Source organism: Pseudomonas extremaustralis, assembly GCF_900102035.1.
Lineage (GTDB): Bacteria > Pseudomonadota > Gammaproteobacteria > Pseudomonadales > Pseudomonadaceae > Aquipseudomonas > Aquipseudomonas extremaustralis.
In genome coordinates, this window is sequence record NZ_LT629689.1 from 373,093 (window position 1) to 389,778 (window position 16,686).

The window sequence follows — 16,686 nt, forward strand, 5'->3', positions numbered from 1 at the left end:
TTCCGCTGGCCGGCAGTGCGAGCCAGGTTTGACGTTTGCGTTGCTGGGTGCGGGCTATGCGGCGCATGAATCGACCTTGACCTGGCGCCAGGCGCCGACGGCTTCGAAGATCCGCGCGGCGTGCGCCTCGTCCAGCGACATCGCTTCGGGAATCGCGATCCAGCCTGAAGCCACCATCTGGCTTTGGTTGGCCTCGGCGCGCAGCTTCATGTAGCAGTGCTCGATCACATCTTCCAGGTGGTCGGACAGGTAGATCCCATCCGGCGCCAGTTCCACCGACTTGCTGTAGCGATCGCCGCGGGCGTCAATGCACATTGCGCTCATGTAGATCGTCCACCGGTGGGGAATGCCGCAGACAGCCTGGCCAATCTTCCCTGGAGCAATGTTCTTCAGCGACTTGTAATTGATCATGCCCTGGCGACCGCTGGGATCGATGTTGACCACGGCGACGTGGTTGGATGCCAGTAGCGAGCGGCACGATCGCGCGATGCGCGCCTGCAGGTTATGCGGCTTGCGTTTGCTCATAATGCCTCCGCAAGTTTGCGCAGCGCCTCACGCTCGGCCCGGGTGATGGGTGGCTTGCGGCGCTTGAGAATGGTCGCAGGGTCGATCACTTCCGAACGCTTGGCCGGCTCTGGATTGATCGCCGGGCTCTCGCCGATTGTGATCTTCCCGCCGGCGGCTAAGTGCCGATAAACCTGACTGGAAAGCTCCAGCGCTTTGTCGCGCCGGAACTCGATGTCTGATCTGAGGTTGCTAATCATGCTGCCGCCTTGCCGAGCGTCACCCCGGCCATGCTGAAGTTTGCACCCTGCGCTGCGACCATCGCGTCGAGCGCTTCCCGGTTCACCAGAAGCAGCGTGATCGGCGCCTGACCATATGCCACCGCTTTTATCAGTGCCTCGAAGTCCGTCACGTTGGCCTGCAGCGCTACCTGCTCGACCGTGTGGCTCGTTACTGGCTTTGTCGCTTGTGCGGCGGGTGCCGCTGTCTGGACTGGCACGGCGCGGACCGGCTCAGGCGCCGCCACCTTCTCCACGACCGGCTCTGGCTTGATGGCTGCCAAGCGCTGGGCCTCTTGTTCTTCAGCGATTCGCTTCGCGTCAGCCTTTTCCTGTTCCGCCTTATGGTGTTCCGAAATACGAAGTTTGATCAGCGTCACCAGGTCATCATTGGCCTTGGTCATCAGCTGCTGCACATCGCTGAACAGGAAGGCGTGATCAACGGCGAGCTCCGCCAGACTGGTGAGGTTCAAGCGAATACTGTCGGCTGCCTGACTTGCGTCGATCTTCGCCCGGGCAAGCTCGGTATCAACTGCATCCTGAAGGCTGGCGATGGTGCGTTTGTTCTTCATGGCGCCGGCGAAGTCCGAAACGACATGAGGCAGCGTGACTTTGCCCAGTGTCTTGTTGATTGCGGCGATGTGGTCAGCCAGTGCCAGTTCGGCTTTTTGCTTGATGTTGGTCTTCACCAACAGCTCTTGAGCCTTCACCAGCTTGTCGACCTTCAGGCGAGTCTCGCGGGCATGGGCGCTGATGCGATCCAGCGAGGAAAACAGTTCGTCGATGCTTTGGGTCTGCGACAGAGCCTGTTTCTTGGCGGCTGCGACAGCCTCTTCAACATCGCCACACCATTTGACCGCCTTCTTGGCGTCGGCGAAGTCCTGGTCGGTGGAGAGTGTAGTTTTCACCGAGTCGATCACAGCCAGGGCCGAATCTTCAAACACTTTTAGGTTGCTGGCGGTGACCATGCCGGTCAGCTCGATACGCAGCGCTGGCAGCTCATCAGGTGCCTTGCCGACGACGATTGAAGGCGCGTCGGCCATCTCGAAGTTGGCCAGGTCCACCTCGAACTGTTTCCAGCCTTCGATCAACTGGGCCGCGCGCCCGACGACGGGCCGGTACTCCATGTGCACGAAGTTCTCCGGCGTGCCGTCCGAGCAAACGAAGATGACCCGCTCAGCGCCGCTGACCAGGAGTTGCTGCTCAAGCTGCCAGTAGTAGTGCGGAGCCAGGTCGCCGGCTTTCACCTGGGCCACGACCGACTCATTCCACAGCTTGTGCTCGAATAGGGTCTCGCCGAGCATCGTGGCGCCGTCCATTGAGGCGAGCAGGTTGCCCTCGGTAACAACGATTGGATAAAGCTCTTCGCCGATCAAGGCCTCAGTCAGCGGGCGCGCCAGGGCTTCAGTAGCGTGGCCCTTGTCGAAGATAAACTGCTGAGAGGGCGTGACGTCCGGTGTAATGCCGGTCTTCTTGGCGATCAGCAGGTCGGTGCGGGATTGATATTTCGAGGCGCCCATCATCGCCGGAGCTTCGGAAGCGGTGCGGTACTGGGCGCGAAGGGCGAGCCACTCGGCGGAGCCTTGAGCTACGTTGTGAATTTTCATGCTGCGTCTCCATCGAGGGCTTTGAGGTTGGTGATTTTTTCAATCTGCGCCAGGCTCAGCGTGTACTTGCTGCTGATGGTCGCAATGAGGTGTTCAGGGCTGGTGCGGTTCGAGTCGATTAGTGGCTGCCACTTCACGATGTTCTCGGTCAGCAGGTCGTCGGAGTAGGCGGGCAGCGCTTCCGGTTCAGGCTGGGCGTGCTGCCGAGGGCTTACATCGCGTGCCGGCTCCTCGAAGGCCTTGCCTTCCATCTCGTCGGCCGTTGGCGCTGATCCAACTTCAGGGAATGCTTTGCGCAGGGCCTGTGCCTCGGCGCACTTGGCGAGCTGGGCAAATGCTCGGCGCTTCCACATGGCGTTGGGCGCCGCGGTTTCTTTACTGGCTGTTGCGTAGTTTTCGATCCAGCGCTCGTTGGCTGTGTATTCGGCCACCAGGCCGTTGCTCATCTGCCGCTTGACCGTCACGCGGCACCATTCGGGATACGTGACTTCTACACCGCTCAACTTCGCAGTCACTGGAGGGCCATATTCTGGTTCGCTGATCCCGGCGTATTGACCGGTGCGCGCGGCCTGAATGCGGTACAGGCCGATGCCTGGCATCACCGTGTCCTGCATCTTTTTCGTCTTGGAATTCCAGATCGGAACGATGTGTACCGGCTTCAACATCGGGTCTAGGTGCGCTGCCTGGCAGTAGGCCAAGACCATCACAACCGAGTTCTTTTCTGCGCCGGGGTAAAGGCTGCTGCTCAGCACTTCGACGAGCGCGGCCTCCGATATCGCAGGCGTGTTGTCGTCCTGCTTCATTACTGCGGACATAGGGATTCCTTGCCGCGATGCTCGCAGCGATTGAAGGTGTGGGTTATTGAGTGATCAGGCCGCCGATTGCTGGGCCCAGTAGAACGATGGTGAGGAAGGTCAGGCCAACGATGGCCGAGGTCCAGCGGATGGCGCTCCGCCGGTGCCGCTGGTGGGTGGTCACAGTGTTAGCTCGCGAAGGCGCTGACTTGTCTTGAGTTCGCGCAGCTCAACACTTGCCAACTCCGCTTTCAGCGTGGACTTTCGAATCTCAAGCCATTCCTGAACATGAAGTAGAAGCTGCTTTTCGTCGCTCCAGAGGTCACCCGCGTAAAGCGTTCCTCGCCGGCTGGTGACGAACACTGTTCTGTTCCCCCACCGCTCTGTACTAACGATTTGCACAGGTGAAGCTTGCCGTTTTGGGGTTAGGCGCCAGGCCTTGAATGGCGGCACTGAGTCTTCGCTGATGCTCATGCCTTCACCTCATAAGCCACGGTCCACTCACCACACAGGCAGGCCCGGCGACTCCAGGCGTGGACGTTTTCGATACCGGCGTCGTAGGCCAGCGACAGAGCGCCGAGCCATGACTTATGGGTGAAAGCCAGGGTCATGCTGTTCATGCGGCGGCCCTCTTGAGCTGCTCGTTGCGCTCGACAAACTTGGCGTCCAGCGCATCGCGGTAACGGTTGGCAGTAGGGGAGTCGACCAGATCGGCGAACTCGGCCATTTCGATCATGCCCATGACGAAGGTGCGGTCAGGGACCGGGGTGCACGACTTCTTCATCTTGGCGATTTCCAGGCCCAGGCGGGCGAGGGCGGTTGGGGTGTTCATAGTTCGTCGTCCTCGGCCTGGGCGGCCAGTGCATCGTCAGCGAGGGGCCGAAGTAGGGCCTCTGCAATTTCGCCAAGCTTGCCGAATGGGTGGTCGCTGTGGCCAAGCAACTCGGCGGTCGACACTTTATCGGCGCGCCCTGAGTTGTTGGCGATCAGCAGCCAGCCGAGAGCCGGTGTGCCGACCTCACAGCTCGCCTGCCGGGCGTTCACCAGCTCATCAGTCGCCAGTGCCAGTTGAGCGACCGTGACGGTCTGAGGCCTGCGCAGGCGCCGCTGGAACTTCACATCCTGACCGAAGCGCACCAGCTGCTCGGTGGCGTTGTAAAGCCACTCCTTGCGGGCAATCTCCACAGCCGACTCGCTCACTGGAGGCGGCAACTGAGCGTCGTAACGCTCCTGGCATATCTTCAATGCTGCGTTCATAGTCGCCTCCAAATGGCGGGATTAATCGAAGTAGTCTTGGTCGGCCAGGTACTCGGAATGCTCACTCACAAGCCATTCCTCCATCGAGGCGATCTCGGATTCAGTCATGAAGCTGGTGTCGTCTTTCGATTCCCACTCGATTTCGCAGTACCCGTGATACTCATCGGGATCAGCGGCCTGCGAGCTGAAGTTGCCTTTCGAGGCCGAGAAAGAGACAACGGTCAGGTTGACGGCAATGTCCTCGCCATCCTTGACCGTCAAATATTCGTAAGTGCGGGCCATGGCGACCTCCAGTGTTTGGGGTTAGGCGGAACGGGCGGCGAGCATGGCGTCAGCTACTGCGTAGCAATCATCCGCGCTCTCATTTAGCGGTTTCACCTTCCAGTCGATTTCTCGCATTGCCTTTGCGGCGAAGTAGTCGCGCAGGGTCATGCCGGTAAACTCGTGATCGGCGACGCTTACCACTGGAAACGCTAGCTCATTTATTGGCTTGCTCATGACTCACTCCATTCGTTGGTTCACCCGGTTAGGCGAGCGATGCTTCCGGCTCGTCCTTGTCGTACTTCTCGCCGCAGAACATGCAGTAGTTGGCCTGCATGCTCATGGACTGCTTCTTGTCCTTCATGACGCCAGCCTTGGTCGGGAGCTGATACGTGATGTCGATCGGCATCACCTGGCGGGACACCATCACCCCATCGCCGAGCATGATTGCGTAGCCAGTCAGGCGCGCACTCAGGTTTTTGTGGCCTTCCGGTAGTTGAGCTGGCAGCGCCTCAAGCAAGCGGCGCTCTGTGTTCTGTCTGCAATCGCACATCGCTGATACCTCAGTGGTGGTTCACCTGTATTCGTTCAACACTTATGCCTCCCGCTGGTTGCCGATGGGCGCGGGGGAGGAGTGCTGACGGGTAGAGGCGGGATTGATGGTGGTGCCCAAATACCCCTATTCCGGGTTATTTTTGACTGAAAGGCCCGAGATAGAGCCTTCGTATGGTGGTGGTCATTTCTGCATTGGAGAGTGATCGAAACACCGGGGCGCTACTCCCGCTTGTTTCCCGCCGCGTTTTTAGTATTGGCCGTCTCGCTCATACCGGCTCAGGACATTTACGGGGCTTTGCGATCCTAGCGCTGCAGCCCGCTTGGGCACGCTTCGATCACTCTCCGATGCCCTCTCCCTATACGAGTCTCCCCAAGGAAAGGATCGGGCCAATTTTCGTCTGGCTGACGTGCAAGGAGAGGGTTGATCAGTCGTCGTCGCCTGCTTCGATCATCTTTTCGATGTCGGCGGCGACCGGCTTCTGCCAGTTTTTGATCTGGCCTGTTTCCAGGTCGATGTTCAGGATCAGGTAGTCGCCGTAGTGCTGGCCGGGAAAGAAGTCCGGCACGTAGCCTTCATAGCTGCCGACTTCCTCGCCCTGGGCGTCTTTCAGGCCAGCAGCGAAACCGTCGCGGACCTTGATGTAGAGGTGCAGCTCAGTCACATCGACCTGCACCGTTTTTTGCTGATTGATTTGCATGCTGCTGTCTCCGTCAGTGGGCTTCCAAATACCTCCAGGGGGTCTAGAGGCATTTGTGAAACCAGATGGCTACCTGAATCAGCAGGTAGCCATCTGTACCCGGTCACGCTACTGGCGTCAGGCCGGGGTAGGTCGTCATAGGTGTGATGCGGGGGGCCGCTTTGCGCGGTGTGTAGTGGTCATCCGCATCGGAAGTCACACATAGCCGGGGTCAATGCCTTACTCGCGCGGATGATCACTCTGGAAGCTGAATCAAACCCTTTCTCCCGGATGCCGGCTGGCGCTTTCGCGGTACCGTGTGACTTCCGATGCGCTCTCATAGAGAGGATCGGGCAGTTAACGACAGGCTGTCGTGGCGCTGGTTGTTCAGCAGTCGTATGGAGGCTTTTCACCGAGGCGCTTTTTGCGCTCAGCCACTAGCGCCTCTGCATAGTCAAATGCGGTCACAGCGACCTCATCAGGGGAAAGAGGTGTCTGATTGGCAATCAGGCCGAGCATTGCCGCGATGGCGATGCCTTCTTTGTCTTCAAATTCAGCGCGAGTCATGGTGTTTCTCCGTTCGGTTGTTTTCCCAATGCCCACCGCTCTGGATGGGCATCAGTGAAGGTCAGTACGGCTTTTCAACCTTGCCTTGGTCTTGCAGGCTTTTGATGTGAAAGAGGCCGTCCAGCATGGTGTCCATCTGTTTGGCCAATTGGATGCGAAGACCGTCTTTCAGGGCGCCCGATACGTTGCGCACGCTCTGGGTCATTTCCTTCGTGAAGTCTTCGGCGCAGACCTGAGTCATGATGTATTCGGCTCGGGTGACTGTGTTGTAGTCGCTCGTTGCGACTTTCCCTGTGCGCGGCTCAACCTTGGCTGACCAGTAAGCGTTCACGGTCTTTTCCAGCTCTTTGCGAATGGTCGTGGCCGGACCTTCTGGCTCGCCCCAGGTGTTTACCCGGCGATATTCGCGCTCAAACGAACCGTTGATGGTTTCGTTGATAGCTGCCTCAATTTGCGCTGTTACTCGCTCGTTGAAGATTTTGTCGATGCGCTTCTTAAGTTCCGCAGCGACCATGCCGGAAAGGTCATCTCCATCGCGCAGCAGCTCATCAGATACTTTGGCTACGATTGCGGTTTTCAGATCGTCTTCGTTGATGTTGAGCATTTTGTGACTCCCGTTGATTTCCAATGCCGCCTCATAGAAGCGGCATCAGTAAATCTGTGGAGCCCAGGCCCGCTACTGGCGACAGCCTGGGTTTGTTGCGTCAGCGGTGGTTCCCTCTGCGCTAGGGCGGCGCCGCGTATCCCGCTGCTGATTGCAGGTCTGCGGTTCGTCATGGGGGCGGGCTTCGAGCTTCCTACTCACGGCGTCAAACAGCATCTGTTCGCCGTGGATCACAGGTCCTTACAACATGCACGCTACAGCTCTGAATGCCCTGGCTGAGTGGGGCAGGGTGCATGAGGTCCGGCGGTCCCAGCCGAAGCTATCGGGCCCGCTAATTCTTGAATTCGGTGTTTCATCTCCACCACGCATCGGTCCGAGTCGTCTCTCACCGGCGCCGCACATTTCGTGTTCGATGCATTGCCAGTTTGTGTGCGTGGTTTCGCGTACTCACATGTGGGAGTACGGCAGCTACCAGAGGCTGCATGGACGACGGTTTAGCTTTCTCACCACCGGGGTTGCCGGTACGTCGTTGGGTCACGTCAGACTTTTAAAGAGCGGGTCAGGCCCTGAGGCCCTGGCGAGTCCCTGTTGGGTGACTCGATGGAGTGAGCATTAGGCATTCCTTCTTTTGTAGTCAATAGGTATGCCTAATTATTTTTTGTTAGGCATGAAAAAGCCCGCTTAGTGGCGGGCTACGGATTCAGATGGGAGAGGGCAGATACAGGCGGGCTTGGGGAGGTCAGTGCGGCACGGGAGAGAACAGCGCCCTTGCGACATCGTCCAGACGCCTCTCGATCTCCGCCAGGTCGGCTTGCTTGATGTCGGTCGCGCATTCGTAGGCGCAGATCAAGCACTGCAGCAGATCAAGGTCTGAAATCTTCGCAAGGTCATCTTTCAACTCTGGGTGCTGGCTGAGTAGCAGCGCTCGGATATCTTCAGCGTTTTTCGGCATATCCATAGGCGGTCCCTCCATAGCTCAACCTGATTTTAGGCCATAGCCGCACGGGACGGCATGGCCGCTGATCGATAGGCCGTGAGAGTACGCTTACTAGAAACAAGAAGCCCGGCGCTGGGCCGGGCTTTGCAAAGTTAGCGGGCTGCTTACTTATCGAGTCGCTTAAACTCTTTGCTAGATGCCTTAAGGTCGCCCTTGACCTGTTTTAGGTCGCGCGCTAAAGGCAGGCTCTCCGGGGTATCTCCGCTGATTTCGATCATAGTTTCGCGGACCTTTCTTCCAACTGCCTCGGCAGCGCGCTCAGCCGCTTTCTGCCCACGGATCCCTTCGTTTTCCATTTTCGCTTCTGTCTGCGTCACACGGAAAAGGTTTGCTGCGAGCTCCTGCTTGCCCATGAAATCAAGCAGGGACCGGCTCGAGTCCTTGCCTATAAGACCTTTACGGTTCTTGAGGTCAGACATATTCATGTTATAGAGCCCGCGATAGCCGGCATTTTGGAAAAAATGGTATTCGGTAACGCCAGCCTGTTTCGCTACGCCGCTCAGGGATTTTTCATGTAGAGAGATTTCGTCACGGATGAGAACGCGCTCAACGTCCTCAGCTTGGTCGATGTAACGCTTGAAAGTCTCAGCGACCGCAGCAAAATACGCTTGAGCTCTAGCGACCTCGGGCTTTTTGCTATCGCCATTCATGGCTGTCAAATAGCAGGCAAACCGTGAAAGCTTGTAGTCCTTCTCGATTTTTCCATCAATCTCACGGTCCACTTGCTGAAAGTTTTCCATGATGTCGATGCCGAGCGTAGTGCAGGATGCAATAGCCTTTTGAACAGCCTTTTGAAAGCTTTGAAATGTCTGATACCCGATCATTTTCATGAAGTCGCGGGCAAACCAATACGTGATGCCGTTTTTCCGACACAGGCCGTCAAAGTGAGGGCGCGAGTCATCAAAGTGGAAAACGTCTTCTTCGTTCATCGGTATGGCCAGGTCGAGTTGGTAACTCTCAATTTTACTCACAGATTGCGCTCCATGCTTTGCGTTTGTCGTTTTTTTTGAAAATAGTGGAGCTGGGCAAGTCCCTTATGTATTCGCCCCTGTTCGCACAATCCTTCCGGCCTTCACCTCATCCGCATAACCGGCCAGCCGATCCTCGCCATCATGAAATACGGTGAGCATCCTAAACACGGCCTGGGCGTCTGCCTCGTTCCCTGCAAGGCTCAGCCGCTCCGCAATCCTCATCAGCTCTACGGCCGACCACTTGAGGTCTGAGGCGATGCCTTGGAGGTCGCGCTTAAGGTCTTGGTTTGGCTTGGTAAGGGACACGAGGCCTCCGGCAGAATTCTGTGCAATTGTTACCCGGCTTTAGCTTTGCAAAGTCGCATGGCCACGTTTTGGGCACCGCCAAGTTTTTCAACAATTGACTCCCATATCTTGCTGCTGGCAACAGAGAGAGCCGCCGCGTGCTTTCCTGTATCACGGGATTCAACCGCCTCACGAATAGTCAGTAGAAAGCGTAAGAAGTCGCCGCCACTTACTGGGATCTGGCCAATTTCGGAGGCCATCGTCGCCTCGTATTCGAAAAGGCCGGATAGCCTCGTGCACGGCACCCAAATGCCCTGCCACGACTTTTCGATAATCTTCGGCGGGGATTGCGTGCGATCCCAGTGAGTATCGTTATGGTGCTGCAATATCCTAAGTGGCGTCCTTAGCTGCATAGTTGCGCAGAATTTGAAGTGCTGGATCAGTTCTGCATCATCCCACTGCGGCGCTTCGCTCTTGTACGTAATCCGTGGCATTTTGGTAATCGCCTAAAGCTTCCGGGCATTCCAGACAAGCAGCACGCGAGCCTGGATATGCACTTTGGCGAGCATATCGCCCTCAATCATGATTGCCGGGTACACCGGGTTATCTGAAATCATGCGCAGGGAACCGCCGGTCAGGCGCTGAAGCCGCTTAATGAAAAGCTCGCCCTCCAGCGTGAAGACATAGATCGCATCGGTTCGGATCTCGGTGATACCGCGATCCACCAGCAGGGCGTCGCCGTTACGGAACGTGCCCTCCATGCTGTCACCGTCGCCATCAATGATGGCCAGGTTCTCTAGCTTGGAATACGACAAGCCCTGCGTCTTCAGCCAGTCGAGATGAACGGTAATATCCCTGATCACTTCGATGTGATCGGGCGGCACTCTTCCCGGCCCCATTGACCCGGCTACGTCCAACTGAGGGATCGTAATGAAGCTGGAATCTTGCGATTTTCGGCGAGACTCAATCGGCACGACATTGCTCTCCTTGCTTGCAGGCTGCGCTCCACCATCCGACCCCTTACGCATCGGCCCCTTTCCAGTAGCCAGCCACATCGGCATCACCTTCAGATAGTCGGCGGCGATCAAAAGATTCTGCCCCTCAATCGTCTTGGTTTTCCCTGAAATCCAGTCGTTTACAGACGGCGCGCGAATGCCGCAAGCGCGAGCCAGGGCGGCCTGCGTAACTTTTGGCGGGCCGGCCATCGCCAGTTTTAACCGTTCTTGAAGTGTCCTCATTAGGGGAGCCTAACACCAGGCATCTAAGGTATTCCTATTGACCTAAATAAAAGGTATGCCTAATATCCGTACCTATGCGAATAGCCGGAGAAATCAGGCATGAACCCAAATGAAATTATTGATGCTCTCGGTGGCACTTTCCGTGTCGCTGAGCTGTGTGAAGTGCGCCCCCCATCAGTAAGTGATTGGAGGAAATACGGCATCCCAAGGGCTCGGATGATGTTTCTCCGCATCGCCAGGCCAGACGTTTTCAAGGAACTGGACGCCCAAGGCGCCAAGAAAACCGCCGCCTGACATCCCTGTCCGCCACTCCATTGAAGCAATTCTGATCGCAACCGACCCAAGGAAAAACTAGGACATGAAAACGCCCGTACTAGAGACCCGCCGCCAAGTAATGGCGGCCGTGTCCAACGCTTTCCCTGGAGGGATGGATTGCGCAGCTGCTCGCCTTGGCATCAAGGACAAGCGCCTGGAGAACCAGATCTATGAAACCGCCGGGTGCAAGCCGCTGAGCGATGCCGAGATCTTCGTGCTGGAAAGCGAAACGAAGACCGAGCACCTGCCGGACTACATCTGCGCGATGTATGGCGGCGTGTTCGTGAAGATCCCGGAAGCAGGGGAGTTGGACAACGTCGATCTGTATCAGCGCTCGCTGGCTGCATCCGCACAGCGTGGCGCACTTGACCAGATGGTGGCTTCCGCCCTGGAAGACGGCGAAATCGATTCGAACGAAGCAAAGAAGATCCGCGCCCTGCACGCCAAGTACATGTCGGCGAGCCTTGAGGCTGTAGCGGCGGTAATTGAGTTGCACAAGGCAAGAGCTTGAACCCATGCCGCGCCACGTTTTAACGCTTTGCAAAACGTGGCGCAAAACCCCAACCGCAAATCGCGGGCGCAAAAAAGCCAGGTTCGTGGCCTGGCTAATTGCGTAACTAAAGGAAAATCTACATGAGCAATTTAACCCAAAACGCCATCAACGTAAACGCCCCGGCAATTACCGTCGAGCAGGTGACACCTGAGATCGCTCGTGCGTGGCTTGAGCGTAACACTGGAAATCGCGCGGCCAGCATGGCTCATGTGGCGAAGCTCGAAAAAGCGATCCGTAATGGCGGCTGGAAGATGACCGGCGACCCGATCCGTTTCTCAAAGAGTGGCAGCCTGCTGGATGGTCAGCACCGCCTGCATGCCATTCTTCAATCTGGTATCACGGTCACTTGCGTAGTGATGCGAGGCTTTGACGAAAGCATTTTTGACGTACTCGATAGCGGGAAGGGTCGCCAGAAGTCGGATGTGTTGTTTGTTCAGCTGGGTCTCCCCGTTGAGACCTGCAAGATGCTGGCGACCGCCACCACCTGGGTGATTGATTACGAGAAGGAGCAATTTGGCTTTCCCGGCAAAGCCGAGAAGACCGACGTTCTTGAATTCGTTAAGCGCAACCCGCTGCTGATCGCCGCCGCCGAATACGGCCAAACCCTTCCTCGACAATCTCCCGTCCCGCGCTCCATTGCGGCGATGTTCTATTTCTTCGCAAGCCAGCGCAACCAGCCCTTGGCTGAGCGATTCCTTGAGCGATTCATGGTGGGGGCCGTTGAGGGCGTCAACGACAACCTGCTGTATCTGCGGAATCGCTGCTTTGCCGCATCTGTTGACCGTCGCCCGATCCACCGCAGCCAAGTCATTGGCGCCCTGATTCGTACTTGGAACGCAGAGCTGCGTGGCAAGCCTATCAAGCACGCGACCAACGTTATGCGAGTCGACGACACCTTCCCGACCTTCATCTAAATAGGATGGGGGCGGGAAACCGTCCCCTGTCAAAAAATGGCCGATCAAATCATTCAGTGCCAGGCATCCCTGATCAAGGTCGCGAATCGATTCCGCAAGGACTTCGGCGACATTGAAAGCCTGGCCGCAAGCATTTCAGAGATTGGGCTCTTGCAGCCAATCGGCATCGACTCCGGGTATCGCCTCGTTTTTGGTGAGCGCCGCCTGCGTGCCTGCCTATCCCTCGGCTGGGAAAAGATTCCAGTCCGCACCGTTCACCTCGATTCAATCTTGCAAGGCGAGATGGCCGAAAATGAGTTCCGCAAGGACTTCACCCCGTCCGAGCGCGTTGCTATCGGAGAGGCTATTGAGCGAGAGCTGGGTAGCCGCCTTGGAGCAAACCAGCACTCAGAGGGTCCGGAAAATTTTCCGGACCCTAAAGGTGACACTCGTGATATTGCAGCCAAAGCAGCCGGTTTTGGCAACGGAAAAACCTACGAGCAGGCCAAGCGTGTCGCTAACGAGGCCGCCCCTGAGCTTGTTCAGGCAATGGATGAGGGGCGCGCTTCGGTATCTGGCGCCGTGGCTCTGCTGGTGCTGCCAAAGGATCAGCAGGCATCTGTTGCTGTCGGAGACAAGAAGTCGATTCAGCAGGCCTCCAAGGCTGCCAAGGCGCCGCCTAAAGAGCAGGCTCGCGCATCTGACCTGATCCTCAGCGTAATTACCCAGGTTGAGCTGATAGGCCGCTACGTCGAGCGCAGCGAGGTTGGCGTGCCTAGCTTTGCTGGTCAGTTTCTATCAGACCTGATCGAGGCAGACTCGACCATTCAGGCGAGGCTTTCCGCCATTCTTCCTGTGCTGCAAGGTCTCTCAGATATCGCTAGCGCGGTGGAGGCCTGACATGCAGTTCACGCTATCTATTAACCAGGTTAAGTCGCTTGAGTGGGGCCTGAACTCCCAGCAAGCGCTCTTGTTCGCTTTCGTCTACTCATGCCCAAGCTGGACGACTCCAGTAAAGACCGAGAACGGTATCTTCTTTGCGCTCAGCAAAGCGAAGATCGTAGAAGAGTTGCCTCTGTTGACCGACAAACCGGACACCGCATACCGCATGCTGAAAGCGCTTGAGGAAGCCGGTTTAATTGACCTGTCCAGCACAGCGAATATCACGCTTTTCCGCCTCACCAAAAAGGCAGCCGAGTGGAACAAGAAGGAAGATGGGTCGGAAAAATATCCGACCCCTCCAGCCTCAAAGGGTCGGAAAAATATCCGATCTACCTCGGATAAATCTCCGAGCAAGGTCGGAAAAAAATCCGAGCAAGGGTCGGATAAATCTCCGACAAATCAAGATACCAGTAATCAGGATACCAATCAGGGTACCAGTCACAACTTGCCGGAAGGCTCGGACAAGCCGACCCAACCCGGCGTGCTGGTGCTGGTAGTTGATAAACCCGAAGCGCCCCGCGTTGAAATCCCAGCCGACATGCCGGGGCCGAAAGACCAGGCCTGCAAAACGTTCAAGGCTTGGGCGAACTACGCAATGGCCTACCGCAAGCGCTACCAGTGCTGGCCGGTGTGGAACGCAGCGGCCGGAGGGATGCTTGGCAAGCTGGTGGACAGCCTCGGTATCGACGTTGCCCACAGCGTTGCTGCGTACTACCTCACGGTCAATGACGCCCGAATCGTCAACGACTGCCACAGCCTGAAAAACCTGATCGGCAAGGCAGATGCGTACCACACCATGTGGCTCACCGGCCGGCAGATGAATTCCCGCACCGCCCGCCAGATTGAAGACACCCAAGCCAACATGAACGCCGCGCAGGAAGCCGCCCGGCTCATTCTCGACGGGGAGAAACGCAATGCTTTCCTCTGAAAACCTTGCTGAACTGGCCGCTGGCATTTGCGCAACGGCCGAGACGTTGGGTCAGACCATCAGCGCGACCGCTGCCAAGCTGATGGCCGAAGACTTATCCGTATTCCCGCCGCAAGACATCCGCAAGGCGCTGCAATCTTGCCGTCGAGAGCTGACAGGGAAGTTCACCCTCGGCGCGATCATGCAGCGCATCCAAGCCGAGGATGGCCGCCCTGGCAAGGACGAAGCTTGGGCTATCGCCATGACCACCAACGACGAATACGAAACCGTTGTCCTGACCGATGAAATCCAGCTGGCCCTGGCCGCCGCAAAGCCTGTGCTCGATGCCGGGGACAAGATTGGCGCCAGGATGGCCTTCATCAGCGCGTATGAGCGGTTTGTCGGCCAATCCCGAGAGGATACCAGGCCTGTGAACTGGCACGTCTCTGTGGGCTTTGACGCAAGCCGTCGCATTCAAGCCGTAACCAAGGCCATGGAGCTGAAGCGAATCCCCCGCGAGCACGGCCAGAAGTACCTGGCTGACCTGAGCGTTGCCCCGGTCACCGAGGACGGCCGCGCCATTGCTGGATTGCTCACCGGCACCGTCACCCAGCCAAAGCCTGTGCTGCGCGCAAAGCTCGAGATCGTGAAGAACTCGATGCTGGAAATGCGCAGGGCCAGCGAAGAACGGAAGCTCGAAATGCGGATTGAAGCAGCCAACGAATTGGCAGATCGCCGGGCGCTGCTGATCAAGCAGGCCCAGGAATTGGAGTCACGAGCATGACTGTAACCAGCATTCGATACAGCACCGCACAGGCCAAACCAAAGCCGCAGGCCGGGGACGAGCGCTTCCTGAAAGGTCGTGGCGTCCAGCAAATCCGCCAGCAGCAGTACAGCCAGATGTACCGGGCCTACATGGTCAGCAACGGCCGCCCGGTCTGGGAGTGGGTCGACAAGGGCAGTGAGAAAGATCGCACGTCAGAGGCGTGGCTCCAGGCTCGCAAGTTGGAGCGCATGGCAGTGATCGCAGAAGCAGGGGAGAAGCGGGCATGACCGACAACACCGAACTGAAGCGGCTGGCCGAGGCTGCACCAGAAGGCCCATGGTTTGGTCCTGAGTACGCACCGGGCACCAGCTACGTCTTCGACGTGGATCTCGGGACGCTGCTGGAATACCAAAGCATCGATACAGAAAAGGATGCATGCCTGCGCTACGTGGCCGCCGCCAACCCCGCCGCAGTCCTGAGCCTGATCGCCGAGAACGAGCGGCTGCGTGCTGACTGTTCAAGCATGCGCGGAAGCCTGAAGGCCAATGCTGTGAGCATCAATAAGCTCATCAAGGATGGTGGCCGCGCCGCCAGGGAGCGCGCCCAGCTCAAGGCCGAGAACGAGCGTCTTGCCACGGAAAATAGTGAGATTGAGTCGGCGGCCATCACCTACATCGAGGATATGCAGGAGGCGCAGCACGAAAACGAGCGTCTCACTGAGCTTTTCAAGGTTGGGATGACGCTGGATGGAAATCTGCGTGTTTATGGCGATTGGCAGAGTGTTCGAAAAGCGCAAGAGATACTCGCAGAGCGCGACGAACTCCGCGCCGAAATCGCCGGCCTCAAGACCGGCTACGAAGCCTACGAGCAGGTGAATGCTGAGCTGAAGGCCGAGAACGAGGAGCTTCGCGCAAATTCATCGCTGGTAGTGCTTCTTCCTGAATTGGACTCAGTTCTGGAAGACCTAGAGATTCACGGGCAACACAGCGATCAAGGCTACCGCAAGCTCAAGGACTGGTATCGCAAGGTCGATTTGGCGTGCAAGGCCATCGACGCCGCCATGGGCAACGGAGAGCAGCCATGAACGGTCTCGGGAATGAAATTGCCAAAGCAGCTAGGCGAGCGGTGATTTATGGGGCCGTCACTCTTGTGATGATCGCCATTGCGGCCTTCGCGCTCGGGAGGTGCTCGGTATGACGGACAAGATCAGCGTCAACTGCCGCTCCATGCTCACCGAGGCCATCACCCGCATGTCCAAGATGTTCGAGGACAAGCACTTTGTGGTGGTGAGCCTTCGTCCGGGCAAGGACCGCACCCTGGACCAGAACCGCCTGTGGTTTGCCATGTACAAGCGCATCGCCGAGATGACCCAGATCGGCGAGCCGGAAGATGCGCGCCGCTACTGCAAATTGCACTTCGGCGTGCAGATCCTGCTGAACGAGGACGCTGGTTTCCAGGCCGAGTGGTACCGGGTCATGCGTCATCTGCCCTACGAAACGAAGCTGGCCATGATGGGGGAGTGCCACTTGTTCGGCCCGGACGGCTTCCCGGTGACCAGCCTGTTCAATCGCGCCCAGGGCGTCCAGTACACCGACCGCATGGCCAATTACTTCACCGGCCAGGGCGTCGTCTTCACCGATCTGCTGAGCAAGGAGGCCGCATGAGCCCGATCAACTGCGAATGCCACCGCTGTATTGCTGAGCACAAGCTGGGCA

The 16,686-nt window shown here is 57.6% G+C and carries 28 protein-coding genes; 9 read left to right on the forward strand and 19 right to left on the reverse strand.

Annotated elements, in window-relative coordinates; genetic code table 11:
- Positions 1-54: 54 nt before the first annotated feature.
- From BLR63_RS01740 to BLR63_RS01825, 19 genes are all read right to left on the reverse strand, one after another.
- Positions 55-525: a hypothetical protein gene (locus BLR63_RS01740; protein ID WP_010566429.1), complete on the reverse strand. Its 471-nt coding sequence runs from the start codon at positions 523-525 to the stop codon at positions 55-57.
- A complete protein-coding gene (locus BLR63_RS01745) occupies positions 522-764 on the reverse strand; it encodes a hypothetical protein (RefSeq protein ID WP_010566430.1) in 243 nt (80 codons plus the stop codon). Before BLR63_RS01745 ends, BLR63_RS01740 begins: the two co-directional genes overlap by 4 nt.
- Positions 761-2,389: a YqaJ viral recombinase family protein gene (locus BLR63_RS01750; RefSeq protein ID WP_010566431.1), complete on the reverse strand. Its 1,629-nt coding sequence runs from the start codon at positions 2,387-2,389 to the stop codon at positions 761-763. The genes BLR63_RS01745 and BLR63_RS01750 overlap by 4 nt, the downstream gene beginning before the upstream one ends.
- On the reverse strand, positions 2,386-3,192 hold the full coding sequence (gene bet / locus BLR63_RS01755) for a phage recombination protein Bet (RefSeq protein WP_010566432.1): 807 nt from the start codon (positions 3,190-3,192) through the stop codon (positions 2,386-2,388). The genes BLR63_RS01750 and bet overlap by 4 nt, the downstream gene beginning before the upstream one ends.
- 171 nt (positions 3,193-3,363) lie before the next feature.
- Complete coding sequence (locus BLR63_RS01760; protein ID WP_010566433.1) at positions 3,364-3,657, reverse strand: hypothetical protein; 294 nt, start codon at positions 3,655-3,657, stop codon at positions 3,364-3,366.
- Positions 3,654-3,803 (reverse strand): hypothetical protein, encoded by a 150-nt coding sequence (locus tag BLR63_RS31435; protein ID WP_010566434.1) that lies wholly within the window; start codon positions 3,801-3,803, stop codon positions 3,654-3,656. Before BLR63_RS31435 ends, BLR63_RS01760 begins: the two co-directional genes overlap by 4 nt.
- The gene (locus BLR63_RS01765; protein ID WP_010566435.1) at positions 3,800-4,015 is read right to left on the reverse strand and encodes a hypothetical protein; all 216 of its coding nucleotides are present in this window, start codon (positions 4,013-4,015) and stop codon (positions 3,800-3,802) included. Before BLR63_RS01765 ends, BLR63_RS31435 begins: the two co-directional genes overlap by 4 nt.
- On the reverse strand, positions 4,012-4,440 hold the full coding sequence (locus BLR63_RS01770) for a hypothetical protein (protein ID WP_010566436.1): 429 nt from the start codon (positions 4,438-4,440) through the stop codon (positions 4,012-4,014). Before BLR63_RS01770 ends, BLR63_RS01765 begins: the two co-directional genes overlap by 4 nt.
- A 21-nt stretch (positions 4,441-4,461) precedes the next feature.
- Positions 4,462-4,722, reverse strand: coding sequence for a hypothetical protein (locus BLR63_RS01775; protein ID WP_010566437.1), 261 nt, complete (start codon positions 4,720-4,722; stop codon positions 4,462-4,464).
- A 21-nt stretch (positions 4,723-4,743) separates the two neighbouring features.
- Complete coding sequence (locus BLR63_RS01780; RefSeq protein ID WP_010566438.1) at positions 4,744-4,938, reverse strand: hypothetical protein; 195 nt, start codon at positions 4,936-4,938, stop codon at positions 4,744-4,746.
- A gap of 28 nt (positions 4,939-4,966) precedes the next feature.
- Positions 4,967-5,254 carry a hypothetical protein gene (locus tag BLR63_RS01785; RefSeq protein WP_010566439.1) on the reverse strand — a complete coding sequence of 96 codons (288 nt, stop codon included), beginning with the start codon at positions 5,252-5,254 and terminating at the stop codon, positions 4,967-4,969.
- 427 nt (positions 5,255-5,681) lie between these two features.
- Positions 5,682-5,954: a hypothetical protein gene (locus BLR63_RS01790; RefSeq protein ID WP_010566440.1), complete on the reverse strand. Its 273-nt coding sequence runs from the start codon at positions 5,952-5,954 to the stop codon at positions 5,682-5,684.
- A gap of 366 nt (positions 5,955-6,320) precedes the next feature.
- Positions 6,321-6,500 carry a hypothetical protein gene (locus tag BLR63_RS01795; protein WP_042947210.1) on the reverse strand — a complete coding sequence of 60 codons (180 nt, stop codon included), beginning with the start codon at positions 6,498-6,500 and terminating at the stop codon, positions 6,321-6,323.
- A gap of 61 nt (positions 6,501-6,561) precedes the next feature.
- A complete protein-coding gene (locus tag BLR63_RS01800) occupies positions 6,562-7,104 on the reverse strand; it encodes a hypothetical protein (RefSeq protein WP_010566441.1) in 543 nt (180 codons plus the stop codon).
- Between the two features lie 739 nt (positions 7,105-7,843).
- Positions 7,844-8,062 carry a hypothetical protein gene (locus BLR63_RS01805; RefSeq protein ID WP_010566442.1) on the reverse strand — a complete coding sequence of 73 codons (219 nt, stop codon included), beginning with the start codon at positions 8,060-8,062 and terminating at the stop codon, positions 7,844-7,846.
- 143 nt (positions 8,063-8,205) lie between these two features.
- Complete coding sequence (locus BLR63_RS01810) at positions 8,206-9,072, reverse strand: BRO family protein (RefSeq protein WP_010566443.1); 867 nt, start codon at positions 9,070-9,072, stop codon at positions 8,206-8,208.
- Between the two features lie 63 nt (positions 9,073-9,135).
- Positions 9,136-9,378, reverse strand: coding sequence for a hypothetical protein (locus BLR63_RS01815; RefSeq protein ID WP_010566444.1), 243 nt, complete (start codon positions 9,376-9,378; stop codon positions 9,136-9,138).
- 29 nt (positions 9,379-9,407) lie between these two features.
- Complete coding sequence (locus BLR63_RS31685) at positions 9,408-9,851, reverse strand: hypothetical protein (protein ID WP_010566445.1); 444 nt, start codon at positions 9,849-9,851, stop codon at positions 9,408-9,410.
- A gap of 12 nt (positions 9,852-9,863) precedes the next feature.
- Positions 9,864-10,595, reverse strand: coding sequence for a S24 family peptidase (locus BLR63_RS01825; RefSeq protein WP_010566446.1), 732 nt, complete (start codon positions 10,593-10,595; stop codon positions 9,864-9,866).
- 99 nt (positions 10,596-10,694) lie between these two features.
- Between BLR63_RS01825 and BLR63_RS01830 the strand changes: the two genes are divergently transcribed.
- The 9 genes from BLR63_RS01830 (at position 10,695) to BLR63_RS01870 (ending at position 16,635) form a co-directional block, all read left to right on the forward strand.
- A complete protein-coding gene (locus tag BLR63_RS01830; protein WP_010566447.1) occupies positions 10,695-10,889 on the forward strand; it encodes a helix-turn-helix domain-containing protein in 195 nt (64 codons plus the stop codon).
- Positions 10,890-10,953: 64 nt separating this feature from the next.
- Positions 10,954-11,421, forward strand: coding sequence for a YmfL family putative regulatory protein (locus tag BLR63_RS01835; protein WP_042947214.1), 468 nt, complete (start codon positions 10,954-10,956; stop codon positions 11,419-11,421).
- 122 nt (positions 11,422-11,543) lie between these two features.
- On the forward strand, positions 11,544-12,377 hold the full coding sequence (locus BLR63_RS01840) for a hypothetical protein (protein WP_010566449.1): 834 nt from the start codon (positions 11,544-11,546) through the stop codon (positions 12,375-12,377).
- Between the two features lie 36 nt (positions 12,378-12,413).
- Positions 12,414-13,256: a ParB/RepB/Spo0J family partition protein gene (locus BLR63_RS01845; protein ID WP_010566450.1), complete on the forward strand. Its 843-nt coding sequence runs from the start codon at positions 12,414-12,416 to the stop codon at positions 13,254-13,256.
- A 1-nt stretch (position 13,257) separates the two neighbouring features.
- The gene (locus BLR63_RS01850) at positions 13,258-14,226 is read left to right on the forward strand and encodes a hypothetical protein (protein ID WP_010566451.1); all 969 of its coding nucleotides are present in this window, start codon (positions 13,258-13,260) and stop codon (positions 14,224-14,226) included.
- A complete protein-coding gene (locus BLR63_RS01855; RefSeq protein WP_010566452.1) occupies positions 14,213-14,989 on the forward strand; it encodes a hypothetical protein in 777 nt (258 codons plus the stop codon). The genes BLR63_RS01850 and BLR63_RS01855 overlap by 14 nt, the downstream gene beginning before the upstream one ends.
- Positions 14,986-15,258: a hypothetical protein gene (locus BLR63_RS01860; protein ID WP_010566453.1), complete on the forward strand. Its 273-nt coding sequence runs from the start codon at positions 14,986-14,988 to the stop codon at positions 15,256-15,258. Before BLR63_RS01855 ends, BLR63_RS01860 begins: the two co-directional genes overlap by 4 nt.
- Entirely contained in the window at positions 15,255-16,055 is an 801-nt protein-coding gene (locus tag BLR63_RS01865) for a hypothetical protein (protein ID WP_010566454.1), read from the forward strand. Before BLR63_RS01860 ends, BLR63_RS01865 begins: the two co-directional genes overlap by 4 nt.
- Positions 16,056-16,164: 109 nt before the next feature.
- Positions 16,165-16,635, forward strand: coding sequence for a hypothetical protein (locus BLR63_RS01870; protein ID WP_010566455.1), 471 nt, complete (start codon positions 16,165-16,167; stop codon positions 16,633-16,635).
- Positions 16,636-16,686: the final 51 nt, after the last annotated feature.